The sequence below is a fragment of the Demequina ureilytica genome, assembly GCF_048553575.1.
GTDB lineage: Bacteria > Actinomycetota > Actinomycetes > Actinomycetales > Demequinaceae > Demequina.
In genome coordinates this window covers 211,937-235,210 of the sequence record NZ_JBLZIE010000002.1, presented here as the reverse complement: position 1 = coordinate 235,210, position 23,274 = coordinate 211,937, and the positions used below count along the sequence as shown (strand labels likewise).

Sequence of the window (23,274 nt, the reverse complement as noted above, 5' to 3'; positions counted from 1 at the left end):
CCTATGCAATGCATTGGCAAAGAGCCAGGCGGGTCCCACAGGCGAGCCGATCATCCGTGATGACGGCGACCGTGGGCAAGGGGCATCAGGTACCAGAGCACGGCGATCAGGGTCACGACCGCGGCGCCGCTCGCCACGGCCACCCAGGAGGTGTCCTGAAAAATGAACCGGGTGACGACGAACACTGCTCCCGCCATCGCAGCGGCGAGCAGCGCCATGCCCACGACGGTGGACCTCACCGCGAACCGCAGCCGGGCCCGCCGGTATGCGTGGTCGCTCACCCGATGGAAGGCTGCCGGAGCCAAGAAGAACACGGTCGCAGCCGCGACGCACAGCAGCACTGCCACAAAGACGTTGCGGCCAAAGCTGTCCAGGTGGTCGAACCGGGAGCTGAACGGCACGGTCAGCAGGAAGGCGAAAAGCACCTGCGAACCCGGAATAATGGTGCGCAGCTCTTCTAGGAGCTCGCGGTAGCGCTCGCGCAGCTGCTCGGCCTCGTCGTCGAGTTGTGCCTCCGCCACCGTGAACCTCCCGTCGCACCTCGCGCGGCCCCGCTTCGCGCGTCGGTGCAATTTTATCGCTGCAAGACAGAAGGTGCTGGGGGTCCGGCGAGCGTCCCACGAACCAGGACCCGGCTCGACCTGGCTCGACCCCCCCGGCCAACTTCTCGACCTGGAGCTTGGCCGGGACCTGCTCATTGATCGCCCCGACGTGGCAGATCAGCCCGCAATAAATGGACGGGTGACAATGACAGAAAATGTCACTAGCCTGGATTAGAGCGCGACCGAACAAGGCAGTTCGGTCGGCCTGGTGCGGACCGGGCACGCTGGCTGAGGGAGTCGACGAGTAATGACAGAAAATGCCCCCGCGGGCTGGTACCCGCAGCCCGATGGAAGCCAGCGCTACTGGGACGGGTCGGAATGGACCCCGCACATCGCGCCAGCTGCCGTGTCAGCACCTGAATCGGCGCCCGGTGAGGCCAATTCAGAGGCGCCCGTCGCGAATGTCAGCCCTCCGGACGGCCGACCGTTGTGGAAAAAGAAGCGTCTGATTATCCCCGTCGCCGCAGTCGCGGCTGTGATCGGAATCAGCGCACTGGGCGCGGCCGCCGGCGGTGGCGCAGACGAGGTCGCAGCGAGCTCGCCATCCCCGACCCCATCGGAAGAACCCTCCGCGGAGCCAACCGAGTCCGCGGCGCCTTCAATGCTGACGATGCCGGACGTCATCGGCGTCAACCTGCAAGAGGCGCAGGACTCGCTGCAGGCACTGGGCTCCTACGCCCTTGATCAAGAGGACGCCTCGGGCGACGGGCGCGTTCAAGTCATCGACTCGAACTGGCGCGTGTGCGCGCAGGAGCCGGCGGCGGGTGCCGAGGTGCCGGTCGAGGCGACTGTGCTGCTGTCGGCGGTGCTTGAGGAAGAGCCATGCCCAGGGGACGAGCCCCCCGAGACCAGCCAGGCCCAGGAGGAAGAGGAGCCCGCGGAAGAAGAGCCTGCCGAGGAGGAGCCCGCCGACGAGGGTCCGCAGGAGACGGCGGGGCAGGAGAACGCCCGCGAATCTGCCGAGTCCTACTTGGCGTTCTCAGCGTTCTCGCGGTCGGGTCTGATGGATCAGCTCGACTACGAGGGCTATGACGCCGCCGACGCCGAGTACGCGGTGGACGCCGTCGGTGCGGACTGGAGCGAACAGGCTGCCAAGAGCGCAGAGTCCTATCTCGACTTCTCCGCGTTCTCCAAGTCCGGTCTGATCGATCAGCTCGAGTACGAGGGATTCACCACCAAGCAGGCGACCTACGGGGCCGATGCGGTGGACGCGAATTGGAGTGAGCAGGCCGTCAAGTCGGCAGAGTCGTACCTGGACTTCTCCTCGTTCTCACGAGCGGGGCTCATCGATCAGCTCGAGTACGAGGGATTCACCACCAAGCAAGCGACGTACGCCGTCGACCAGGTGGGTCTCTAGAGATCGAGCGTCGCGGCGTCACCGGACCGCACGAGAACACGGCTCGACCCGTCTGGCAGCCTCTCGACCTCGAGCTTGGCCGGGATCTGCTCCTTCATCGCCTCGACGTGGGAGATCAGCCCGATGGTGCGGCCGCCCGACCTCAGCTCGTCGAGCGTCGACATCGCGACCTCCAAGGTGTCGCCGTCTAGCGACCCGAACCCCTCGTCGATGAACAGCGTGCTCAGCCGGATGCCGCCGGCCTCCGCCGTCACGGTCTCCGCGAGCCCCAGCGCGAGCGACAGCGACGCCAGGAACGTCTCGCCGCCCGAGAGCGAGTTCGTCGACCGCGAGATGCCCGTATGCGAATCCGCGATCTTGAGCCCCAGCCCCGCCTGCGTGTTCCGGTACTGCTTGTCGTCGTCGTGCTCCAGGCGGTACTGGCCGTTCGACATCACCTGCAGCCGCGTGTTCGCCGCAGCCACGATCCGCTCCAGCTTGGACGCCAGCACGAACGACTCCAGCCGGATCCTGCGGTCGTTCGGTGGGCTGCCCTCGAGGCTGTCGGCCAGGGTCAGCGCCACGTCCCGCGCGGCCCGCGCCTGCTGCGACGACTCGGCCCTGTCCTGGTATTCGGCGCGCAGCGCTGCGAACCGCTCGCTGCGTGACACGGCTGCGGCCTCGGCCGCGACGGCGTCATCACGCGCCTGGGCCGTCTCTGCGGCCGATGTGCTCAGGGCCTCCACATCCACCGTGACCTCGGGTAGGTCCTCGCTGCTGAGGTTCTTCACCACGGCCCGCGCCCCGGCAAGGTCGTTGTCGTGGGCCTTCACCGCCTCGCGGAGCAAGACCAACTCGGCCTCCGGCACCATCGCGTCGCTGGCTGCGTCGACGGTCTCGAAGCCCGACTCCGCGAGGGCCTCGGCGAGCGCGGCCTTCGCGTTTGCGGCGGCGGCCTGCGCCTCCGCCAGCCCTCCCACGGCCGATGCGACCGCGGCCACCAGCTCCTTCGCTCGCTCCAGGTCACGCGCCCGGGCGCCCACGGACTCGTATGCGGCACGGCCCTTCTTGACGGACGTTCGCGCGGCGTTGACGGCGGCCTTCGCCTGGGTGAGAGCCGCGCGCGCCGCATCGAGCGCCGCGACCTTGGCGGCAAGCGACTCCTTGAGCGCAGCCTCTCGCTCGTCGAGGCCCGCCAGCTCCTCGCTCAGGCGGTCGCGTTCGGTGGCCGCCGCACGCGCCGCCTCCAGCTGCTCCAGCGCCGCCTCGACCCTCGCGGTTGCCGCGTCCGCGTCCCCGTCGCCGGCCTTCGCACGCACCACGGCCAGATTCGACTCCACGCCCGCCACCGCGTCCTTGGCGCCCTTCAACTCGTCGCCGGCCTCGGTCTCGGCGGAGCGCGCGGCGTCGACCTCGTCGTCCGTCACATGGTCCTCGGATGGCTCTGCGGGTGCGGGGTGCTCGGCTGCGCCACACACCGGGCACGGCTCGCCGTCCTCCAACTCGCGGGCCAGGTGCGCGGCCTGCGAGCGGAGCCGCCTCTGCACCACGTCGTTGTAGGCCTCGGTCGCGGCGGCGTGCGCGGCGAGCGCGGCGTCGCGCTCCTTCACCGCAAGCTCGAGTTCCGACGCTAGCTCCACTGCTCGCTCGTGCGCCTGCGCCGATTCCTCGGCACGCAGGTGGGCCTGCTCGAGGTCCTCGACACGTGCCGCGCTAGCAGCAGCCCGGTCCCGCGCGGCCCGCAGCTCGCGCGCCACGTGGGGCAGGGAGTCGATGTCCTGCTGGACCGCATCCCGCTCCTCGACCGCGGCGGCCACCGCGAGCTCGGCCGCCTCCGCCTCCTCGCGCAGCCGCGGGAGCGCGAGCTCCTGCTCGAGAGCCGTCGACAGCGCGCCGATCTCGCCAGCCAGCTCGCTGACGCGCGCGCTGAGCTGCTCCTCGGTGGCCTCCGGCAGCGCACTGGCCGACTGCGGCCACGCGACCTCCGCGACCGCCGCAGACTGCGCCCCCTCGACGGCGGCGTCCCGCGCGGCCCGCGCCTTCTCCAGCTCGGCCTCGGCGCGTTCCATGGAACGCACGGGCGCGGCCACCGGCTTGGCGCGCGTGGCCTCGTCGAGACGCTTACGATTCACCTCGTGGTCCTCGGCCCGCGACTCGAGCTCGGCCACGGTCTCGCGCGCCTGCGCGAGCCGTGCTTGGCTTTCCGCGACCTCCTTGGCGGCGACGAGGGCCCGCGCCGCGGCATCGGCCATGGCGCCCGCCGTGATCCGCTTACGGGAGGATTCGAGCGCCACCTCCGCCAGCGCATCGGCTGTCGCTGCAAGCCACTGGTCGCGCTCGGCCAAGCCCGGCGCCGCCAACCCCGCCTCGGGTTCAGCTCCCGCTTCTGGCGCAGCGCCCGCCTCGGACGCGGCCCGCGCCACCAGCTCAGCCAAGCCCGCATCGGCCGTCTCCACCTCGCGGGAGCGCTCCTTGGCGACCTCGCGCACGTGTCGCTCGAGCGCGGCAAAGCGGCCGGTCCCGAACAGCGACCGGAGCACCTCGCGCCTCTCGTCCGGCTTGGACTCGAGGAACTTCTGGAACCGGCCCTGGGCCAGCAGGATCACCTGCAGGAACTGGTCCGCGGTCAGCCCCAGGATGTCCTTGATGAGGTGACCGGCCTCGACCGGCCGCACGGCCAGCGCGTCCCAGTCACCGTCGCGCTCGACCCACAACGTGGCCTCGGCCTTCTGGGTGGTGAGGCCCTCTCCGCGCCGCTTGGGCCGCTGGAACTCGGGCGAGCGTCGCACCTTGTATCGCTGGCCGCCCGATTCGAACTCGAGCGTCACGACCGTCGGGTCCTCATCCGTGCAGAAGTCGCTGCGCACCGACGTCGAGGCGCCCTCGTAGCGCGGCACCTTATCGAACAGCGCGAACACGATCGCGTCCAGGATGGTGCTCTTTCCCGCTCCGGTCTTGCCCGTGATGACAAAGATGTCGTCGTCGAAGACGGCGAAGTCGATCGTCTGGCGCAACAGGTACGGGCCGAACCCCTCGATGCTGAGCTTGTTTACCTTCACCGGGTGGCCTCCCGCGCGTCGATCGCGTTGAGGGCCTCGTTGATGAGCTCCTGCTCGGCATCCGTGGGGCCCGCACCGTTTCGCACATACGCGAGGAACTCTTCCAGCACCTCCGCATCGCTCTTGCCCTCGACGCGCTGGGCGTACTGCTGAGGCCCCGCGTCATGGCGGTTGGCGGGCCGGTGCGCGAGAGTCACCGCGTGCGGATAGTGCTCCTGGAGAGTGCGCATCGCGTCCCGCGGCAGCTGATCGTCCGTGAGGATCACCTCGACCCACGCGTCCGCTGCATCCGGGTGGGCGCCGGGCGCCGTCAGCTCCGCGAGCGTGCCCTCGAGCCGCACGGCCTCTCGCGGCGTCGGCAGCTCGAGCCAGGTGGTCTCCTCGACGCCCTGTGCTCCCAGGTCGACCAGCCACATGCCCTTCGCGCTGCTTCGCTCGCCGAAGGAGAACCGCAGGGGAGCACCGCTGTAGCGCACGGTGTCGCTCAGCGTCTGGCGCGAGTGGATGTGGCCCAGCGCGACGTAGTCCACCCCGTCGAAGACCCCCACGTCCACCAGGTTGAGCCCTCCGCGCGTGATGTCCCGCTCCTCGGCGCGCCCGGTGTCCTCCTTCGTCTCCGGTGGGGCAGTCCCTGCGGCCGATGCGGCAAAGCAGTGGGCGGCGACCACGCACCTGGGTGCGTGGTCGCCATCTTCCCGGGCCCGCGCATCGGCCCTGATGCGGTCCATCGCGAAAGCCAGGGCGTCCTGATGCGTGGACCCGGTGAAGCCCTCGTACGCGCTGCGCATGAACTCCGGGTGTAGGTAGGGGATGCCATAGACGAGCACCTCGCCGTGCTCGTCGGTCAGCGTCACGGGGGAGGCCAGGTTGGTGTGGTCGGCCTTGATGTGAACGCCGCCGGCCTGTGCGAAGGCCGCGTTGTGCGCGAGCCTCGCGGGCCCGTCGTGGTTGCCCGAGGTGAGGATCACTTGGGGGCCGGCCGCGCGAATGGCCACGAGCGCATCGGCCAGCAGGGTGAAGGCGTCCGCCTTGGGGGTCGAGCTGTCGAAGATGTCGCCCGCGACGATGACGGCGTCGACGCTGTGCTCGGCCACCGCGCTGGCGATCGCGTGGAGGACCTCGCGCAGGTGTTCGTCCGTGGTGTGCCCGTGGAACGTGCGGCCGATGTGCCAGTCGCTGGTGTGGAGAAGGCGCATGACGCCACGGTAGTGGGCCTCGGTGACACCTCGACCGACTCGCGGATGGACTACGTCACAGCTGCCGAGCAAGGCAGCGCATTCGTACTACGGTGGCAAGCACTCTTCCAGGGAGGTGGGTCATCGCCAACAGTTCGCGCAAGCGCCCTGGCAGCCACCGTGACGACGGCGCGCCCAGCGTCGTCGCGTCCGAGTTGCAGTCCGAGCTGGACGAGCGGCTCGGGTGGCGACAGGTGGTCGCGGCGCTCCCGCAGATCGTGTGGATCACTCGGCCCGACGGTTACCACCTGTTCTTCAACCAGCAGTGGTTGGACTTCACCGGTCTGACCCTCGCCGAGAGCCTGGGAGACGGCTGGCTCCCGCCGTTCCACCCCGACGACCGAGCCCGCACGAGCAGGCGGTGGAAGGAGTCCATCAGCACCGGCGAACCATACGAGATCGAGTATCGGCTGCGCCGCCACGACGGCGTCTACCGCTGGATGCTCGGGCGCGCCGTGCCACTGCGTGACGAGTCGGGCGACATCGTCGAGTGGTTCGGGACGTGCACCGACATCCACGTGTTGAAGGAGGCCCTCGATGAGGCCGCCGGGCTGCGTGAGGAGTTGGAGTTCCGGGCGACCCACGACTTCCTGACACGGCTGGCCAACCGGGAGCTGCTCTTCGAGCAGCTGGGGCTCATGCTCCGTCAACGCCGCAGCACGGGGCTGGTCGTGGTGTTCATGGACCTCGACTGGTTCAAGGTGATCAACGACCGGCTCGGTCACAGCGCCGGCGACCAACTGCTCGTGCACGTCGCCGATCGCCTGAGAGCCACGGTGCGCCAGAGTGACGTCGCGGCGCGGATTGGCGGCGACGAGTTCGTGGTGGTTGGTGAGGCCAAGGATGAAGAGGACGCGGAGCGCTTTGCCGCACGCGTCGCCGAGGGGATCCGTGGCCACGTCACCATTGCGGGCGAACGGGTGGAGGTCGCCGCCAGCATCGGCACCGCCTACGTCGAGGCCGGGGACACGCGGAGCGCCGACGCGGTGCTGGCCCTCGCCGACGCCCGCATGTACGAGGTGAAGCGGCGGCGGTGAGGCACGACTCAGTCGTCGTCCTCGGCGATCGTGACGTTGCGGTCGAGGAAGATCGCGATGTCCTCGGCGAGCTGCTGGCCGTCGGCGTTGGCGCGCATCAGCGTGTCGTCACCGAGTGCCGCGAGAGTGGCGGCCTGTTCGTCGGTGAGAGTTTGGAACGGCTGCTGCACCAGCGCGATGCCGTCGGCCTCGGGGAGCGCCTGCAGCACGGTCTGGGCGCGCTCCTGCGCTTCGCGCGCCGTAGCATCGACGGTCACGGCCAACTGGATGAACTCCGCGTACTCGGTGCGCAAGAACCGGTTGTCGCGCGCGGGGTCGAGGGCGTGCGGCATGTCGGCCAGCATCTCCGTCTCGATGGGGTCGAGCTCGCGGTGCGGGTTCTCGACCAGCGTGCCGGATGAGGCGGGCGGCAGCGTGGTGAGCAGGAGCTCCACATCGCGGGCGAAGGCCTGCAGGATCTCCTCGGTGGTGGTCTCGGGCGCGGCGTCAGGGTTCTCGTCGGCGTCAGTCATCTCTCCACACTATGTGCGGTGCACGCCGATGCGCACCCCCAGGCCGGCGTGGGGGACCGCAAGACTCAGTCGGTGACCAGATGGCCCGCGAGCCGTTGCAAACCCTCGTCGCCCGGATGGCCTATGACGGTGACCTCGCCGGTCGTGAGGCGCTCCTGGACGGTGGGGGCCGCGATGACGACGCCGTCGACCACGATCGCGATGCGATTCGCGGGCGCTGGCTTGGAGACCGCGTCGCCCGTGAGGTCCGCCAGGGCCTCCATGCCGGCGTCGGTCAGGAAGATAGTCAGCGAATCGCCGAGCTCGCCCTCCTCGACGGGATCGGAGCCGCTGATGTGCGAATCGTCCAGCGAGCGGGAGCCGAGGAGGAACGCCTCGGAGCTGTCGGTCAGGCAACCGGCCGCGGCATCGGCATTCGAGACCGGCTCGGCGGAGCAGTCGCCGACAGCGAACCACTCTGCCGCCTCGATCGTGCCAGGGGACTCGTCGAATCCGAGATCCGCCAGCATGTCGCCAAGCGCGACGTCGTCCTTGCGCAGCGGGTCGCTCGAATCTGCGATCGGGGCCGCCAAGGCCACGGCGCGAATCTCGACGCTCGATATCGCCGGCGCGGCGGTCGCTCCGGCGGCGGTCGCGGCACCGCCGCTCTCCTCCGACCCGCACGCCGCGAGAAGAGTCGCGGCCGTCACGGTCAGCGCGGCAAGCGCCGCGCGAGTGCTGCGAGCATCCATGCGGCCCACCGTGTCACAGGCAGGCGGCCCGAGTCACAAGCCGTCTCGGGACTTCAGGTCGTCGACATCTAGGCGCAGCGCCGTCAACTCGGCGTCGCGCCTGCGGGACCGGCGGACGATCAGCACGATGGCCAGCACCACGACGGCGAGGAGCGCAAGGCTCGTGAGCATCCAGATGACGTCGTACGCCGCAGGCACCAGCGGGTTGGGGTAGGCGTACACCAGAGGACCGGCCATGGCTACACCCTAGCGCCGCGCCTCGCGGAAGGCCCGGCCCGCGCATCGGACTGCACGCACAGGCCCGGCCCGCGCATCGGACTGCTGGCCCGTTACCCCAAGGCTGGTCACCTGTACGGCGCTGAGCGGCCTGCGGTGCGAAAGTGGGTTACTTGCGAGGCTGACACCTTACTCGAGCGACCGGCTGCGCTGCTCGATGCCGGCCGCTCCGTAGGGCCAGTCGGCGGGAGCGGGATCGCTCGCCGCATCGAGCAGCGCGAGATCCTCGGCGGAGAGCGTGAGGTCTGCCGCGACCAGGTTCGACTCGAGCTGCTCGACGGTGCGGCAGCCCAGGATGACCGAGCTGACGGCCGGACGGGAGTCGAGCCACGCGAGGGAGACTTGGGCCGCGGTGTAGCCGGTGCGAGCGGCGACGTCGGAGACGGCATCCAGCACTCGCCAGGTGCGCTCGTCCCGCGAGCGCTTGGCGTACGCCTCGACCCCGCGCTCCGGGTCCTCGCCGAGCCGCGTTGCGCCGGTAGGGGCCTGGTCCTTGGAGTACTTGCCCGCCAGCCACCCGCCGCCGAGCGGGGACCAGGGGAGGAGCCCTAGACCACAGGCCTCGGACGCCGGCACGATCTCCCACTCGACCTCGCGCGCCAGCAGGTTGTATTGCGGCTGCATCGACACCAGCGGGAACCGGTCGCGGGCGAGGGTCGCCGCCTGCGCGATCTGCCAGCCGAGGAAGTTGGACAGGCCCACGTAGGACACCTTGCCCGAGACGACGGCGTGCTCGAGGAACCCCAGCGTCTCCTCGATCGGGGTCACCGGGTCCCAGGAATGCACCTGGTAGAGGTCGATGTGGTCAACTCCCATGCGCGCGAGCGAGGCGTCGAGCGCGCGCCGCAGGTGGCGGCGCGACAGCCCCGCCTCCCGCGCGGGCACACCCACCGGAAAGCGTCCCTTGGTCGCCAGGAACATGCCGTCCGTGGTCGCGCGGTCGCGGCTGGCGAGCCAGCGGCCCACGATCTCCTCGGACGCCCCCGCGCTGTAGACGTCGGCCGTCTCGATCACGGTGCCGCCGCGCTCCGCGTAGAGGTCGAGCTGCGCGTGGCTGACCTCCTCAGAGGACTCGGTCCCGAAGGTCATCGTGCCAAGCGAATGGTTGGATACTGCGGCTCCAGAGCCGCCCAGCTGACGGTACTTCACGAGTGCTGCTCCTTGTCGTGGGGGTCGACACCATGGTGGCACTGCACGCGCCATGGGCGCGCGTCACAAGCGACCAACATTCGCCCCAAACGTCGCTGAGAGCCGTAGAAGTGACCGCGTGGTGGGGGCGGGGAAAATCCGGTTTGTCACGGTTGTGTTTCAGAGGTTCGTAGCGCGAGCGGAATAGGTCCCAAGGTGCGAGAGTTGCCCTAGATGGCAGGAAAACACACCTACCCCTAAGGACGACGTGACAGTCACACACCCCTCTGTCATGACCTTGGAGAAGGTGACTGAAGGCCGCCATCCGGTCCGCGTCACCGCTCCGACGGTTACGACCGCACGCCCCGGCACTGCCGTACCCCCAAGGACGGCCGCGCCCGCAAGGGACGCGCGCACCGCCGCGGATCGCTCGGCCGAGGTCGAGCGCCGCACTCGCGTGGGGATCGTCGTGGGCTCGGTGCTATTCCGAACTCTTGCCGTAGCCGGACTGCTCCTCATCGCGTACCTGGCCTTCGCGCAGGCGTGGATCCCGGCGGCCACCGACGCTCTCCTTGGCTGGTACTCCTCGACGATCGCCCCGCAGCTTGAGATCGACCTGATGGTGAGGCAGTTGCCTGTGGGCGACGGGTCGCTGTTCGGCAACCCGACCACACCATCGTTCGTGGTGACCGACTAGGACCGCGCCCGCAGGGAGCGCCTGCTGAGCACGCGCGCCGCGTCGGGCGCCACCGCCACGATGAGGGCGAGCGCGACGAAGGACATCGCGGCCGACGCCAGCGGTAGCCACTGTGCGCCCCACCACGCGAGCATCGCGGCCCCCGCCACCGATCCGACGGCGTTGCCTGCGTTGAACGTGCTGGCCTGAGCGCCCACCCCGATGTCGCTGGACCATGGGGTGTGGCGCAGCGCCCAATTGAGCATCGCCGCCACCAGCAGCGACCACGCGAGACCCTGCAGCAGCACCATCAGGATCGCGATGGGCTTGTGATGACCGAGCGTCGCGAGCCCCAGCCACATCACCAGCAAGCCCACCTCGCCGAGCGCAACGGCCTTGACGGGCCACCGGTCCAGGAACCTGCCGGTCAGCCACATCGACACCACGCCCGTGGCCCCCGCGAGGGCCAGCAGGACGGGGACGGTCGACTCCGCGAACCCGGAGACCTCGACAAAGAACGGGGTGATGAAGGTCCACGTGGTCGCCATCGAACCCGTGGTCAGCAGCACCACTGCCAACACGCGGGTGAACCGCCGCAGCGACGGCACGTCCCCGCGCACCACGGAGCCCTCTTCGGTGCGGAACCTCGGCATCAGCACCGCGACCGTCGCCGCGAGCACGAGCCCGCCGATCCCGACGATCCAGAATGGCGCACGCCAGTCGGTCTGCTGCGCGAGCCACGTCGACATGGGCAGCCCGATCACGCCCGCGCCGGACGCGCCCAGCATGAGCCGGGTGACGGACCTGCCGCGCATGCTCGGCGCGAACATGCCAGCGGCTGCTGGGGTGACGACTGCCCAGAACAGCGCGTGCCCCATCGCGGTGATGACCCGCCCGCCCAGCACCTGCGCGAACGAATCCGCGGTCGCCATCACCAGCGCGCCCGCGGACCAGAACGTCAGCGTCGCGACGATGAGCGGGCGCCGCGGCAGCCGGGTCGTGACCAGCGCGAGCGGCACCGTCGACACCATCGCCACCACGGCGAACACCGTGGTGACCAGGCCGATCTCGGATTCCGTGCGGCCCAGATCCGCCGCCATCAGCCGGATCAGTCCCAGCGGCGCGATCTCGTTCGTGACGATCATGAACGCGGACGCTGCGAGTGCCACCAGCGCGGCCATCGAGCGGCGCGGCGACGCCGGCGGCGTCCAGGCCCTCCCGGTCGGGACGGTCTGTGGGATCGCAGTTGCCGGCAACAGGGCCGATGCGCTCGTTCCGGGCATCGGCACGGCATAGCCGTGCGGGGGCTCGGCTGGGCGATCGCCCGGCTCGCCGGGCTCGGCTGAGCGCTTGCCGGGCTCGCTGATCGCGTCGTCGCGCATCTGCCGATCCCATCGTCGTCGGTGTGAAGGTTGTTGCTTTCAACATATTGTGACGTGTCCCGGGCGCGAGGGAGACCAACCCGCCCGCGCATCGGCTAGCGTGGAAAGCGCGAGGCGAGTGGCGCATCGGCCGCCCGCAGGTTCCAAGGAGATCGCATGTTCCCAGGTGTCACCGAAGAGTCCTGCGCGTTGGCGTGGTCCATCATCGAGCCCGCGATCAGGAGCGCGCACCAAGTGGGGGAGACCAACGGGTTCCGCGGCACGCTCATGGTGCTCGACCCGGCAAGCCCCGATCCGGCCGCGCCGCTGTACGTCGCGCACGCCGGCGAGCCCGACCCCGAGTACCTGCGCAACGTCGAGGGCAAGGTGGCGGTGACGATCCGCACCGGCATGGACAGCTCGCGCGTGCGCCAGGACTTCCCTCACCTGTACCGCGAGGGCGACATCAAGTACCCGGGCGCGATCATCCGCGAGGGACTGATCGTGGCCTTCAGCGGCGTGCAGGGCCACTTCGACGAGATGATCTGCGAATGGATGGTCGCCACGCTGCGCGGCATCGCGCGTGACCGGTTCTCGCGCCCGGGAGGCGCCGACGACGCGGACGGCGCGTACCTGTGACCGGCGGCGCGGGATTCGAGGACGCCCTGGTTCCTGAGACGGAGGCCATCAAGGCCCTCACCGCATCGGACATCGAGTTCGCGGTGACCGCGCACGGGCCCGTGAGAAGTCTCGAGGAGGCGGCGGAGGCGCGCGGGCTCGAGCCCCGGCAGATCCTCAAGACGCTGGTGGTGCGCCGGGGCGAGGACGACTACCTGTTCGTGCTGGTGCCCGGGGACAGGCAGATCTCGTGGCCCAAGCTGCGCGAGCACCTGGGCGTGTCACGGCTGTCGATGCCGGGTAAGGACACGGCGAAGGACGTCACCGGCTACGAGCGCGGCACTATCACCCCGTTCGGGTCCCTTCCATCGCCGGCCGGCACCCCGTGGCCCGTGATCGCGGATGCCCTGATCGTCTCGCGCGAGGGACCCGTGTCCATCGGGGGCGGAGCGCACGGCGTCGCGGCGACGGTGCACCCCGCTCAGCTCGTCGAGGTGCTGGACGCCCGTGTGGCGGATGTGACCGAGCCGGTCTAGCCGGGGCGACACTCACCGTCCGCCAGGGTTCGCGCGACCGCGGGTACCCACGCTGGTGGGCCTCAGGGGCGCTACGGCGGGATGTTGGGAGGGGGTTAGCCGTCCAGGCGGGCGAGCCACGCGCCGAGCCGATCCTCGAACGCGTCCGCGGCATCCCCGTCGTAGTCCCGCGTCGAGGGATCGACGAACATGTGGCGGCGCCCGGGGTAGCGGTACACCTCGCACCCGGGCACCTCCCTCTCGAGTGCGCCCACCTCCTCGGCCGTGCACCAGTCGTCCGGATCGGCCACGTGGATCTGAAGCGCGACGCTCGGGCGCCATGACGAGCCGTACATCTCCGGCGACGTGGCGCCTCCCACGAGCACGCAGCCTCGCATGCGCCGCCGGTGCTGCGCCAGGTACTGGGCGGGACCGGCGCCCATGGCGAAGCCGATCACCACGTTCGCCGAGGGGTGCAGCCGCGCCGAGCGGGCCGCCACCTCCAGCACCGCGTCGTGGCCGATCCGCTCTGCGAAGGCGATGCCGTCGTCGACGCTGGTGAAGGTGCGGCCCTCGAACGCGTCGGGAGTGTGGACGGTATGGCCGCCCGCGCGCAGGCGGTCCGCCAGCGCGGCAAGGCCCTCGGTGAGACCGTGCGCGTGGTGGAACATCAACACTTCCGCCATGACACCAGTCTGCCTCGCCAGCGTGATCCTCGCTGGATGAGCGCCCTGCGACCGGTGACGCGCGGGTGTACCTTCGCTCGCATGGAGCCGGTCGAGGAGCTGGTGCGAGTGCGGGTGCCCGACCGCACCGTCGAGATGCGCGTCCACGGGGTGTCCGGAACCCCTCCGCAGGCGCTGCTCGGGGGCTTCCCGGTGCGGGTGGCGGGCAACGCGGACGCGGGCTTCTATCGCGTGCACGATGCGGGGGCGGCGGGCGGCATCGCGGAGGCCTTCAGCTGGGGCGGGCTCACGTCCCGCCGTCGCAGCACCGCGCTGTGGCTGTTCCTCGCGCCCCTGTCCCTCATCAACGTCGCGGGCTGGATGACGCCTACGCACTCGCTGCCGCATTCCGCCCGCGAACGCGCCCGCACCGAAGGGCGGGGCGAGCGCTCCCACGTGGTGCGGGACGCAGCGATGCGGCTCGTCACCCTGGTGGCCACGGTGTTGGTCGCTGCGGTGGCGGTGCAGGCCGGGGCCTCAGCGCTGGGACTGATGGCGGCCGATGCGGTCCTCGCACCCGGGCGAGCGGCGGCGGCGATCCTGCTCGCGGCCCTCGTGCCGGCCGGTCTTCACCTGCTGGCCCGCGTGGGGAAGGGGCCCGACGACCGCGACCGTCACGACGACCCGTGGGGGCGCGTGCTCGCCCTGCGTTCGCTCGCGCTGGCACACCTGGGAGTCGCGCTCGCGGCCGTGGCCGTCGTCGGTTGGGTCGTGACGCTCCCGGGCGACGTGACGGTCGGTGACGAGGCGTCGTCGATCGTGGCCGCGGTGACGGCGGTACTGGGGGCGGTGCTCGCGGGCGCCGCTCTCGCGCTCGGCGGCGCGGCGGCGCTCGGCACGCGCGTGAACGGGCCCGACCGCAGCCATCCCGCGGGGGCGCCGGGGGCGCTGCTCGGGGCCGCAGCCGTCGTGGCCGCCGCCGTGAGCGCCTCGCTGCGCGACGCGGCCGGCAGCGCGGCGAACGGACTGACCGCGGTGCACTTCGTGTTGGCAGCGACGGCGGTGATCGCGCTGGGAGTCGCCTACGCGGGGGAGCGGCGCATGCCGGTCCGCGGCTCTGCGGGCTACTCGGTGGCCTTCTCGTCGCTCGGCTTCTTCATGTACTACGCCGCGTTCGGGGCGCTCTCGTACGCCCTGCTCGCGCTGGGCTCGGAGCGGTCGCCGCGCGCATTCATCGTGTCGCCCGACCCCGCAGCCATGTTCCGCCTGGTGGACTTCGCCGCGGTCACCCTGACGTGCGGAGCCCTCTACATCGCCGCGCGGGTCGTGGGTGAGGTGAGGCCGTTAGCCGCGCCCGGCGACCTGGGCGTCGACGCGGCGGTGCGCGTGCGCTCCGCCGTGGAGCGGGCGCCCGTCGAGGTGCGCCGCGCGGGAATCGGCATGCTGGTCGCCGCGGCCGCCCTGGTGGTGGGCGAGCTGCTGCGGGTGAGTCTGCCCGCGCAGGAATGGGCGTTCACCGCCGGGCGCATCGTGACCGAGCCGCGGCTGGTGGCGGGCGCTGCAGGCTGGCTGTTCGTGGGATACCTGCTGGTGCGCCTGTGCCGCGGGCGCCGCGCCGCGCTCGTGGTGGCGCTGGCGGCTGCGGCGGTCCTCGGGGCGCTCGGCTGGCTGGTTCAGCGCGCCGGCTTCGACCCGCTGGCGTGGGCGCGCGTGGGAGCCGCCGCACCCGGCGACGGCGCCTTGCTGGTGGAGGCCGCGTCGGAGACCGCCCTCGGGGTGGTCGCCCCCGAAGATGTGGCGAACGCAGCCGGGGCCTTCCTCGGCGAACCGTGGGTGGCGGCGTCCGCCTTCACGCTGATCGCCGTGGTCGTCGCGCTGTTCATCCCCGCGGCGTCCGTGCTGTGGTTCGTGCTCTCCGCGTCGGGGAACCGCGAGTCCCGCCGCGGAGTGGGCGTGGTGTGGGACCTCACCAACTACTGGCCGCGCCTGCACCACCCCTGGGCACCGCCGCCTTACTCGGAGACCGCGATTCCGGCGCTCGAGGGCAGGCTGCGCGACCTCCGCGCCGATCACCCGGGCCATCGCGTTATCCTCAGCTGCCACAGCCAGGGTGCGTCGCTGGGTTTCCCCGCCATGCGGCGGCTGCTCGCGGACGACCCCACGCACGCGGGCTCGGTCCGGTTCCTCAGCTACGGCAACCTGCTCGCCGCGCACTACCAACAGCTGTTCCCGCACCTGTTCGACGATCAGCGGCTGCGGGCGCTCGCGGACACGTCGCCGGACAGATGGATTCAGCTGTTCCGCGAGACGGATCCGCTGGGCCATCCCATCGACGTGCTCGGCTCCAACTGCCGGCCCGTGTCGCACACACCGCCGCGCGGTGGCACCCGTGTGCTCGCACACTCCCACTACCAGTACAGCGCGGAGTACCAGCGGGCGCTCGACGATCTCGCTGCGTTGGAGTGACCATAGCCCTGCACCGTCCTACAGCCCTGCGCCGCCCTACAACTCGACGGTGAGCATCGGCTCCATGGTGGGGTGGGTGGACCCGCCCGACGGCTCCTCCGTGATGCACACGGCCGAGACGCCGCCCATCTCCATGTGGACGACGGCCATGTAGTCGCCGCCGTCGCGCGGCACGAAGGTGGGGCCAGGGACCGCGGTGCCGTCCTCCATCACGAGCCACACTTGATACTCCATGCCATCGGCGGGCATGGGCGCGGCGGCACCCATCAGCGCCAGTCCGTCCATCCGCTCGCTCTTGACCACGTGGCCGTTGCCCAGGTCGAGGTCCATGGTGCGCGCATCGGGTGCGGACGTCACCATCATCACGTCCTTCTCCAGCGCCAGCCCACTCCCGGTCTCGTCGTCGCCGCCGAAGGGGAACGCGGTCAGCGCCACGACGGCGATCACCACGGCCGATGCGGCCGCGCCCAGCATGGCGGGCAGCCAGCGCCGGGGGCGCTGGCGAGGCCCCGGGCGTGCTGCGCGCGCATCGGCGAGCCGTGTCTCAGCAGAACCTGCCTCAGCAGAACCTGCCTCGGCAAGACCTGCGTCGGCCGCCCCCACCTCGGTGACCCGCGCATCGGCCGCCTGCTCACCCAGCGCGTGGGGAGTGAGCTGAGACGTGGTGCCGACCGCCGCCATCACCCGCGCGCGCAGCGCACTCGGCGGGGCCGTCGCGTGGGCGTCGGCGATCGCCGTGGCGACCTCGGCGAACGACGCCAGCTCCTCGCGGCACTCCGAGCAGTCGTCGAGGTGGCGTTCCACCAGGTCACGGTCGGGAGTCTCGAGGGCGTCCACGGCATACGCGCCCACGAGTGAATGCAGGTCGGTGCTCATCGCTCCACCCCCAACGCGTCACGGAGCTTGATCAGGCCGTCCCGGATGCGCGCCTTGGCGGTGCCCAGTGGGATGCCCAGCGCCTGGGCCGCCTCGCGCTGCGTGTATCCCTTGAAGTAGGTGAGCTCCAGCGCCTCGCGCTGGCGCGCCGTGAGCGACTCCATGCCCGTCTGCACGCGCTCGGCCTCCCACTCGCGGTACATGACGTTCACCACGGAGTCCTGCTCGGCGGAGTCGATCTCCTCGCGCACGCCGTGAGCACGCATCCGGTTGGTGTGCGCCTGCTCGGATCGCACCCGGTCCACGGCGCGGCGGTGGGTGATCGTGAGGATCCACGACCGCGCGGAGCCGGCAGCGCGGTCGTATCGCGCGGCCCGGTGCCACACCTCGACGAGCGCCTCCTGGGCGATGTCCTCGGCCATGTCCCGGTCGCGCACGATCCGCAGCGCGAGTCCGAAGGCGGAGCCTGCGACCGCGTCATACAACTGCTCGTACGCCTCCGCGTCGCCGAGCGCCGTGCGCTCGAGCAGCGTGGTCACGTCGGGGGCCGGTTGCGATGCGGGCTGCGCGCCCGGCTGAGGGACCGCGTGCAGGTGCCGTTCGGCGCTCATGCGGACCTCCTCGTGTCTCGCGTCCATCATGGCCGGTGTGTGTCACCGCCACCAGTAGTTCGGCCCGGAACGCGTGCCGGATGGGTGGCGACGTGCCCGCCGGGCATGGCAAAGGGCGGCCGACCCGCTCAGTCGACCGCCCTGTAAGTGGAGTGAGGATGGCGTCAGGGCGCCATCGTGTCCTCCTCCATCGGATCCGTCGTCTCCTCCATCAGCGGGTCCGTGGTGGTGTCCAAGTCGCCGTTGTCGACGTCATCCCCGCAACCTGCGAGAAGGGCGCCGCCGAAGAGGACGAGGGCGGGAACTGCAGCCTTGCGAAGATCCATCATGGATTCCTCCTTGGGGTCATGGCAGAACGGGCCCATCTGGCCCGCCACTTCCATTTACCCTCGAAACCGCAAGGTTCGCACGTCGAGGCGGGCAAAATCTTCCTCAAGTCCTTTACCCGAACGTGAAGGCGTACGCCTCGATGCCGGGCGATAACTCGAGGATCATCACGTCGTCGACAGGCGCACCCTCGTACAGGTCGTAGAGGTCCGAGACCCCATCCACCTCGACCACCCGCTCATAGTTCTCGTCGTTCATAAGCGTCACCCGCACCTCGCCCTCGCCCGCCATGACCAGGTGAGCGTCGGCGGCGTAGAAGTCGATCATCAGCCGTGCATCGGCCCCCGAGAGCGCGTGCTCCTCCGTGACCGTCCACTCGCCCAGGTACACGAAGTGGTCGCGCTGTGGGAGCTCGTGGTGGTCGAAGTCGGCCGTCTCGTCGCGCCGCACTTGGACCGAGTTGTCCGCGTACTCGAGGCGTCCGTACCCCAGGTAGATCTCCGGGGTCCGGCCTTGGGTGTGGCCTCCCGGATTCTCTGCCACCGGGGGCGCGGGCTCCGCGTCGAGCAGCTCCTGGATGAGGGCCTCGGTCTCCTCGTAGCGACCCTCGCCGTAGTGGACCTGGCGCACCACACCGTCCTGATCGATGAGGTAGTGCGCGGGCCAGAACCGCTGGTCCCACTCGCGCCAGGTCTCGAAGTCGTTGTCGATCGCGATGGGGTATTCGATCCCGTACCGCTCCGCCGCATCGGCCACGTTGCTCGTCACCTTCTCGAAGGTGAACTCGGGGGAGTGCACGCCGATGATCGTCAGCCCGTCGTCGCGGTAACGCTCGTCCCACCCAGTGAGGAACGGGAAGGTGCGCTGGCAGTTGATGCACGAGTAGGTCCAGAAGTCGATCAGCACCACACCCCCGCCGCTCGTGAGCTCGTCGATGTCGAGCGCCTGGCCGTCCTCGGTGTTCAGCCAGTCATGGACGCCCACCAGGTCGCGCGCCGGCCCGCAGTTCTGCAGCTCGTCTGCGGGGCCCTCCTCGCACTGGTCGAAGGTCAGCGCGTCACCTGTCCCTGCCTGCGCGTCGTCGCGACCGGTCAGCACATCGAGCTCGTCGCGCACGGCGTCGTTGTCCTCGATGGCCTTCTGCGCGCTCGCGAGCACGCCAGGGACCCAGCGCTGCAGCGGCTCCGCCACATTGGTCGCCACCACCAGCGCGGTGGCGAGCAGCACCACGCCGGAGCCGATGCGGATCGCCCTCAGGTGCTCGCGGACGGCCCGGATTCGCCCTCCCATCGCCTGGCCCGCGAGTCCGAACACGAGCAGCGGCACCGCGATGCCCACCGAGAAGCTCAGCGTCAGCGCCACTAGCGACCAGCTGAAGCCGTTGGTCGCCGCGAGCACCGTGATCGACGCGAGGATGGGCCCAGCGCAGGGCACGAACACCAGCCCGAGTGCGAGGCCCATGACGAACCCGTTGCCGTCGCGCTTCAGTTGCGGTGGGCCGATGCGCTCGAACGGGCGCTGCAGCAGCTCGCCAAGCGGGGGAATCGCGAGTCCCAGGCCCACGAGCGCGAGCACGACGATGCCGGCCCACCGGAGCACGTCCTGCGGCAGCCCCAGCGAGGACAGCAGCAGTCCGCCCAGCAGCGTGAAGACCGCGAAGCTCGTGACGAGACCCGCGACGACGACCACCGGCCGGCGCTTGGACGCCGCGCCGTCCTGAATCGAACTGGTGAGGATCGCGGGCAGGACGGGCAGCACGCACGGACTGACCGCGGTGATGATGCCGGAGACGAGCCCGACGACGGCGAGAAGAATCACGACAGGTGTTCGGAGGCCGAGCTCCCGCAGTTGGGTACGGCGGTCAGCTGCGCTCGGCTCCGGCGCGCAGCGCGCGGTCGGCCATCCGGTAGCCGTCGCGCGCCATCGCCCGCCACATCTCGAGCGCCACGTCGGGTTGCTCGGCGGTGATCGCGTCGATCGCCGCCGCAGACAGGCGTAGCACCACGAGCTCGCTCGCCGCCAGCACGTGGGTCTCCTGAACGTCCTGTGCGCCCAGCGCCAGCTCGCCGAACGAGGTGCCGGGACTCATCGTGACCTCCCGGAGTGCCTCGCCGCGCGGGCCCTCCACCGTGGCGACGGCCTTGCCGCTGACGATCACGTGGACACCCGCGAAGGCGGTGCCCGCCTCCAGGACCACGTCGCCCTCATCGAATCGGAGCTCCTGCATCGCGTCGTCGATCACCCTGCGCGCCGCGGGGGAGAGACCGCGCAGCAGCGGGTGGTCATCCACGAGGGACTGCTCGTCCGCCGGCCCGTCGCCGTGCCGGCGCAGCAACTCGTCCTCGCACCATCGGACCGCCGAGTCGAGATCGTCGAAGACGGGGCTCGCGTGCTCGGTGCTGGCGTCCGGATCCTGCAGCGCCCCTTCGGGATCGACCAATGCGGCCTCACCGCCCGATTCACGGAGCATGTCCCGCAGCCCGCGCAGCGCCACCCGCGCCACCGCGGCCACGTCATCCACTTGGCGCACATCGACGATGGCGAGTTCCGGCGCATCGTCCACGAGCGACCTGACCACGTGCTCGGCGCCCGCGAAGAGCAGGTCCCCATGCAGCTCGTAGACCATGGAGCGCGCGGCGTGCTCGTCGAGCACCGCCTGGTCCGACTGGGCACGGCGGCGGCGCGAGGCGACCTGGGACAGCGGGTACTTGGCGCGCACGGCCGTGTTGGACGTGCGGCCCACGTGCATGAGATGCAGTTCCATGTCGTGCGACATGCGCTCGCACAACCGCACCCCGCGTGCGCTGTTGCCATGAGAGTCGAGGCGCGGCGAGAACACCGCGAGGCCCACCTGTCCGGGCAGCACGGCGATGATCCCGCCGCTGACGCCGCTCTTGGCGGGCATGCCGACGGCGGAGATCCAGTCGCCCGCCGAGTCGTACATGCCGCACGTCGCCATGACGCTGAGCACGCGTTCCACGGTGGCGGTGTCGAGAACGCGGGCGCCGGTGGCCGGCTGCACGCCCCCATTGGCAAGCGTCGCGGCCATCAGCGCGAGGTCCCGGGTATCCACGTTGATCGCGCACTGGCGGACGTACTGCGACAGCGAGTCTTCGGGGTCGCCTTCGAGGATCTCGAACTCGCGGAGCATGTGCGCGATCGCCCGGTTGCGGTGCGCCGTCGTCAGCTCGGACGTGTAGACGTCCTCGTCGACCTCGAGGTCGCGCCCAGCGAACGCGCCGTACCAGTCCAGGACTCGCTCGAATCGGCGCTGGCCGCTGTCGCCCGACACCAGGGAAGCCGCAGTGATGGCGCCGGCGTTGATCATCGCGTTGCGGGGCCGGCCAGTGTCGGAGGCCAGGCTGATCTCGTTGAAGGCGTCCCCGGACGGCTCCACGTCGACCTTGCGGTCCACGGCCTCGGTGCCTCGGTCGGCGAGCGCAAGCGCGTAGGTGAAGGGCTTCGAGATGGACTGGATGCTGAAGCGGAAGTCCGCGTCGCCGACGGTGTAGACGTGCCCATCGACGGTCGCGAGGGCCAGCGCGAACCGGTCGGGGTCGGCATCGGCCAGCTCGGGGATGTACGAGGCCACCTCGCCCTCGGTGTCGCGGCACTGCTCGACGATGGACTCGAGGTACTGCTGCACCGGGCTCCGCATGTGTCGAGACTAGTGCTGGCCGCAGCGAGTTCGGGGCTCCGGGTGTGACGTAGCGTGGTCCGCATGAGTGCACTCAAGGACGGACGGTGGGGCATGGTCGCCGCGCAGGGGCTGCTGTTCGCGGCAGTCGCGGTGACCGCGCTGATGCCGGCCGCCGCTCCTTCGTTGAGCCCCGTGCTGTGGCAGTCGCTGTGGACGGGCCTCGCGCTGGTGGTGCTGGGCTCCATCGGCGTGATCTGGTCCGCGAAGGACCTCGGCACCTCCCTCACCCCGTCGCCCGTGCCCAACCGCGCGGGACTCGTCGCCCGCGGTCCCTACCATTACGCGCGCCACCCGATGTATACCGCCCTCGTGGTGATCTGCTTGGGGGTCGCGGTCGGGTCCGGCGCGGCGCTGACCTACGTGTCCGTGCTCCTGCTCGCGGTGTTCTTCGAGTACAAGACCCGTGTGGAGGAGCGATACCTGATCGACGCTTACGCGGGTTACGGCGAGTACGCCTCGCGGACGGGCAAGTTCGTCCCTGGGATGGGCCGGCGCGCAGTCGGGCAGTGACCCGCGGCCGGGCAACAGCCGCCGCGCGGTACGGCCTCCCCCTGTACGTCTGGACACGACGGCGCTAACCTGTGTGACAAGTGCATCTTTGCGGATGTGCCTGCGAATTCGCCTCTTGCGCGCCCAAGTCCTGGGGGGAGAGGCGGCGCGAAGGTGCGGGTTCGCTGTGCCGGGTTGATGGCGCCTGGACGTCGTCAGGGCCGGGGTGGATCTTCGACAAGCGGAGGTCCGCCCCGGCACCTGCGCCGGTCGATGCCCTAGCCTCGACCCCATGGACCAGCCCCACGCAGTGATCACCGGCGCATCCTCCGGGATCGGATATGAGACCGTCCGCGTCCTCGCCCGAGACCACGGCATGAGGGTCACGGCCGTCGCCCGCAGGCGCGACCGCCTGGACGAGCTCGCGGAGCTCACCGGTTGCGACGTCGTGCAGGCGGACGTCACCTCTCAAGAGGACGTGGACCGCCTCGCGCGTGAGGTGCGCGGTCCCGTGCACATGCTCGTCAACAATGCGGGCGGCGCGATCGGCTGGGACACCATCGCCGAATCGAGTCTCGACGCGTGGAGCCAGCAATATGAGCTGAACGTCGTCGGCACCGTCCGCGTCACCCAGGCGTTGCTTCCCGCGCTCACGGAGACGGGCCGCGGAGACGTGGTGGTGGTGACCTCAACCGCGGGTCACGAACCGTACGAGAACGGCGCCGGGTACGTGGCGAGCAAGCACGCGGAAGCCGCGATGACTCGAACGCTGCGGCTCGAGCTCGCTGGCACCGGCGTGCGCGTCATCGAGATCGCACCCGGCATGGTCCACACCGAGGAGTTCTCGCTGAACAGGTTCGCCGGCGACACGGACTCGGCGGACGCGGTCTATGCGGGCATCGAGCCGCTGACCGCTCACGACATCGCGGACGCAATCGCGTGGACGCTCACCCGCCCGCACCACGTCAACATCGATCAGCTCGTGATTCGGCCGCGCGAGCAAGCCGGCGCCTCCAAGACCGTGCGCCACGCGGAGCGTTGAGTGCGCTCCCAC

At 70.3% G+C, this 23,274-nt stretch carries 22 protein-coding genes; 8 read left to right on the top strand and 14 right to left on the bottom strand.

Annotated features, from left to right (window positions below; all coding sequences use genetic code 11):
• Nucleotides 1-50: 50 nt before the first annotated feature.
• Nucleotides 51-521: a DUF6328 family protein gene (locus ACNI3K_RS07855; protein WP_419391328.1), complete on the bottom strand. Its 471-nt coding sequence runs from the start codon at nt 519-521 to the stop codon at nt 51-53.
• Nucleotides 522-849: 328 nt separating this feature from the next.
• Here ACNI3K_RS07855 and ACNI3K_RS07850 point away from each other — a divergent pair, with 328 nt between their 5' ends.
• Nucleotides 850-1,959 (top strand): Ltp family lipoprotein, encoded by a 1,110-nt coding sequence (locus ACNI3K_RS07850; protein ID WP_419391327.1) that lies wholly within the window; start codon nt 850-852, stop codon nt 1,957-1,959.
• Here ACNI3K_RS07850 and ACNI3K_RS07845 read toward each other — a convergent pair.
• Nucleotides 1,956-4,997, bottom strand: a complete 3,042-nt coding sequence (locus ACNI3K_RS07845; protein WP_419391326.1) for an AAA family ATPase — start codon at nt 4,995-4,997, stop codon at nt 1,956-1,958. The genes ACNI3K_RS07850 and ACNI3K_RS07845 overlap by 4 nt on opposite strands.
• Nucleotides 4,994-6,193: an exonuclease SbcCD subunit D gene (locus ACNI3K_RS07840; RefSeq protein ID WP_419391325.1), complete on the bottom strand. Its 1,200-nt coding sequence runs from the start codon at nt 6,191-6,193 to the stop codon at nt 4,994-4,996. Before ACNI3K_RS07840 ends, ACNI3K_RS07845 begins: the two co-directional genes overlap by 4 nt.
• Before the next feature lie 92 nt (nt 6,194-6,285).
• Here ACNI3K_RS07840 and ACNI3K_RS07835 point away from each other — a divergent pair, with 92 nt between their 5' ends.
• Entirely contained in the window at nt 6,286-7,269 is a 984-nt protein-coding gene (locus ACNI3K_RS07835; RefSeq protein ID WP_419391324.1) for a diguanylate cyclase domain-containing protein, read from the top strand.
• Between the two features lie 8 nt (nt 7,270-7,277).
• Here ACNI3K_RS07835 and ACNI3K_RS07830 read toward each other — a convergent pair whose 3' ends face one another.
• The 4 genes from ACNI3K_RS07830 to ACNI3K_RS07815 form a co-directional block, all read right to left on the bottom strand.
• Nucleotides 7,278-7,781 (bottom strand): hypothetical protein, encoded by a 504-nt coding sequence (locus tag ACNI3K_RS07830; protein ID WP_419391323.1) that lies wholly within the window; start codon nt 7,779-7,781, stop codon nt 7,278-7,280.
• Between the two features lie 65 nt (nt 7,782-7,846).
• Nucleotides 7,847-8,512 (bottom strand): SecDF P1 head subdomain-containing protein, encoded by a 666-nt coding sequence (locus tag ACNI3K_RS07825; protein ID WP_419391322.1) that lies wholly within the window; start codon nt 8,510-8,512, stop codon nt 7,847-7,849.
• Nucleotides 8,513-8,545: 33 nt separating this feature from the next.
• The gene (locus ACNI3K_RS07820) at nt 8,546-8,749 is read right to left on the bottom strand and encodes a hypothetical protein (protein WP_419391321.1); all 204 of its coding nucleotides are present in this window, start codon (nt 8,747-8,749) and stop codon (nt 8,546-8,548) included.
• A gap of 168 nt (nt 8,750-8,917) precedes the next feature.
• Nucleotides 8,918-9,937: an aldo/keto reductase gene (locus tag ACNI3K_RS07815; RefSeq protein ID WP_419391320.1), complete on the bottom strand. Its 1,020-nt coding sequence runs from the start codon at nt 9,935-9,937 to the stop codon at nt 8,918-8,920.
• Between the two features lie 271 nt (nt 9,938-10,208).
• Here ACNI3K_RS07815 and ACNI3K_RS07810 point away from each other — a divergent pair, with 271 nt between their 5' ends.
• A complete protein-coding gene (locus tag ACNI3K_RS07810) occupies nt 10,209-10,613 on the top strand; it encodes a hypothetical protein (RefSeq protein WP_419391319.1) in 405 nt (134 codons plus the stop codon).
• On the opposite strand, the gene ACNI3K_RS07805 is transcribed toward ACNI3K_RS07810, so the two are convergent.
• A complete protein-coding gene (locus ACNI3K_RS07805; protein WP_419391318.1) occupies nt 10,610-11,974 on the bottom strand; it encodes an MFS transporter in 1,365 nt (454 codons plus the stop codon). The two genes, ACNI3K_RS07810 and ACNI3K_RS07805, sit on opposite strands and share 4 nt — an antisense overlap.
• A 156-nt stretch (nt 11,975-12,130) precedes the next feature.
• On the opposite strand from ACNI3K_RS07805, the gene ACNI3K_RS07800 reads away from it, so the two are divergent.
• Nucleotides 12,131-12,592: a hypothetical protein gene (locus tag ACNI3K_RS07800; protein ID WP_419391317.1), complete on the top strand. Its 462-nt coding sequence runs from the start codon at nt 12,131-12,133 to the stop codon at nt 12,590-12,592.
• Nucleotides 12,589-13,107 carry an aminoacyl-tRNA deacylase gene (locus tag ACNI3K_RS07795; protein WP_419391316.1) on the top strand — a complete coding sequence of 173 codons (519 nt, stop codon included), beginning with the start codon at nt 12,589-12,591 and terminating at the stop codon, nt 13,105-13,107. The genes ACNI3K_RS07800 and ACNI3K_RS07795 overlap by 4 nt, the downstream gene beginning before the upstream one ends.
• 95 nt (nt 13,108-13,202) lie before the next feature.
• Here ACNI3K_RS07795 and ACNI3K_RS07790 read toward each other — a convergent pair whose 3' ends face one another.
• Entirely contained in the window at nt 13,203-13,772 is a 570-nt protein-coding gene (locus ACNI3K_RS07790; protein WP_419391315.1) for a dienelactone hydrolase family protein, read from the bottom strand.
• An 81-nt stretch (nt 13,773-13,853) separates the two neighbouring features.
• Here ACNI3K_RS07790 and ACNI3K_RS07785 point away from each other — a divergent pair, with 81 nt between their 5' ends.
• On the top strand, nt 13,854-16,217 hold the full coding sequence (locus ACNI3K_RS07785) for a hypothetical protein (RefSeq protein WP_419391314.1): 2,364 nt from the start codon (nt 13,854-13,856) through the stop codon (nt 16,215-16,217).
• 36 nt (nt 16,218-16,253) lie between these two features.
• Here the strand turns inward: ACNI3K_RS07785 and ACNI3K_RS07780 are convergent, their stop codons facing one another.
• The 5 genes from ACNI3K_RS07780 to glsA all read right to left on the bottom strand — a co-directional run bounded on the left by ACNI3K_RS07780 (nt 16,254) and on the right by glsA (nt 21,689).
• Entirely contained in the window at nt 16,254-17,093 is an 840-nt protein-coding gene (locus ACNI3K_RS07780) for an anti-sigma factor domain-containing protein (RefSeq protein ID WP_419391313.1), read from the bottom strand.
• Nucleotides 17,090-17,704, bottom strand: coding sequence for a sigma-70 family RNA polymerase sigma factor (locus ACNI3K_RS07775; RefSeq protein WP_419391312.1), 615 nt, complete (start codon nt 17,702-17,704; stop codon nt 17,090-17,092). The genes ACNI3K_RS07780 and ACNI3K_RS07775 overlap by 4 nt, the downstream gene beginning before the upstream one ends.
• Nucleotides 17,705-17,868: 164 nt before the next feature.
• Nucleotides 17,869-18,033 carry a hypothetical protein gene (locus ACNI3K_RS07770; RefSeq protein WP_419391311.1) on the bottom strand — a complete coding sequence of 55 codons (165 nt, stop codon included), beginning with the start codon at nt 18,031-18,033 and terminating at the stop codon, nt 17,869-17,871.
• 112 nt (nt 18,034-18,145) lie between these two features.
• A complete protein-coding gene (locus ACNI3K_RS07765; protein WP_419391310.1) occupies nt 18,146-19,849 on the bottom strand; it encodes a cytochrome c biogenesis protein CcdA in 1,704 nt (567 codons plus the stop codon).
• A gap of 43 nt (nt 19,850-19,892) precedes the next feature.
• Nucleotides 19,893-21,689, bottom strand: a complete 1,797-nt coding sequence (gene glsA / locus ACNI3K_RS07760; protein ID WP_419391309.1) for a glutaminase A — start codon at nt 21,687-21,689, stop codon at nt 19,893-19,895.
• Between the two features lie 63 nt (nt 21,690-21,752).
• Between glsA and ACNI3K_RS07755 the strand changes: the two genes are divergently transcribed.
• Both ACNI3K_RS07755 and ACNI3K_RS07750 read left to right on the top strand, forming a co-directional pair.
• Nucleotides 21,753-22,241, top strand: a complete 489-nt coding sequence (locus ACNI3K_RS07755) for a methyltransferase family protein (RefSeq protein ID WP_419391308.1) — start codon at nt 21,753-21,755, stop codon at nt 22,239-22,241.
• Between the two features lie 271 nt (nt 22,242-22,512).
• Nucleotides 22,513-23,262 (top strand): SDR family oxidoreductase, encoded by a 750-nt coding sequence (locus ACNI3K_RS07750; protein WP_419391307.1) that lies wholly within the window; start codon nt 22,513-22,515, stop codon nt 23,260-23,262.
• The last annotated feature ends 12 nt before the right edge of the window (nt 23,263-23,274 follow it).

Excerpts from the sequence above, each read along its gene's own strand:
- ACNI3K_RS07800 (WP_419391317.1), top strand. The coding sequence starts at position 12,131 with ATGTTCCCAGGTGTCACCGAAGAGTCCTGCGCGTTGGCGTGGTCCATC.
- ACNI3K_RS07770 (WP_419391311.1), bottom strand. The coding sequence starts at position 18,033 with ATGATGGATCTTCGCAAGGCTGCAGTTCCCGCCCTCGTCCTCTTCGGC.
- ACNI3K_RS07755 (WP_419391308.1), top strand. The coding sequence starts at position 21,753 with ATGAGTGCACTCAAGGACGGACGGTGGGGCATGGTCGCCGCGCAGGGG.
- ACNI3K_RS07840 (WP_419391325.1), bottom strand. The coding sequence starts at position 6,193 with ATGCGCCTTCTCCACACCAGCGACTGGCACATCGGCCGCACGTTCCAC.
- ACNI3K_RS07775 (WP_419391312.1), bottom strand. The coding sequence starts at position 17,704 with ATGAGCGCCGAACGGCACCTGCACGCGGTCCCTCAGCCGGGCGCGCAG.
- ACNI3K_RS07825 (WP_419391322.1), bottom strand. The coding sequence starts at position 8,512 with ATGGATGCTCGCAGCACTCGCGCGGCGCTTGCCGCGCTGACCGTGACG.
- ACNI3K_RS07810 (WP_419391319.1), top strand. The coding sequence starts at position 10,209 with ATGACCTTGGAGAAGGTGACTGAAGGCCGCCATCCGGTCCGCGTCACC.
- ACNI3K_RS07785 (WP_419391314.1), top strand. The coding sequence starts at position 13,854 with ATGGAGCCGGTCGAGGAGCTGGTGCGAGTGCGGGTGCCCGACCGCACC.
- ACNI3K_RS07790 (WP_419391315.1), bottom strand. The coding sequence starts at position 13,772 with ATGGCGGAAGTGTTGATGTTCCACCACGCGCACGGTCTCACCGAGGGC.
- ACNI3K_RS07820 (WP_419391321.1), bottom strand. The coding sequence starts at position 8,749 with ATGGCCGGTCCTCTGGTGTACGCCTACCCCAACCCGCTGGTGCCTGCG.
- ACNI3K_RS07805 (WP_419391318.1), bottom strand. The coding sequence starts at position 11,974 with ATGCGCGACGACGCGATCAGCGAGCCCGGCAAGCGCTCAGCCGAGCCC.
- ACNI3K_RS07830 (WP_419391323.1), bottom strand. The coding sequence starts at position 7,781 with ATGACTGACGCCGACGAGAACCCTGACGCCGCGCCCGAGACCACCACC.
- ACNI3K_RS07780 (WP_419391313.1), bottom strand. The coding sequence starts at position 17,093 with ATGAGCACCGACCTGCATTCACTCGTGGGCGCGTATGCCGTGGACGCC.
- ACNI3K_RS07750 (WP_419391307.1), top strand. The coding sequence starts at position 22,513 with ATGGACCAGCCCCACGCAGTGATCACCGGCGCATCCTCCGGGATCGGA.
- ACNI3K_RS07850 (WP_419391327.1), top strand. The coding sequence starts at position 850 with ATGACAGAAAATGCCCCCGCGGGCTGGTACCCGCAGCCCGATGGAAGC.
- glsA (WP_419391309.1), bottom strand. The coding sequence starts at position 21,689 with ATGCGGAGCCCGGTGCAGCAGTACCTCGAGTCCATCGTCGAGCAGTGC.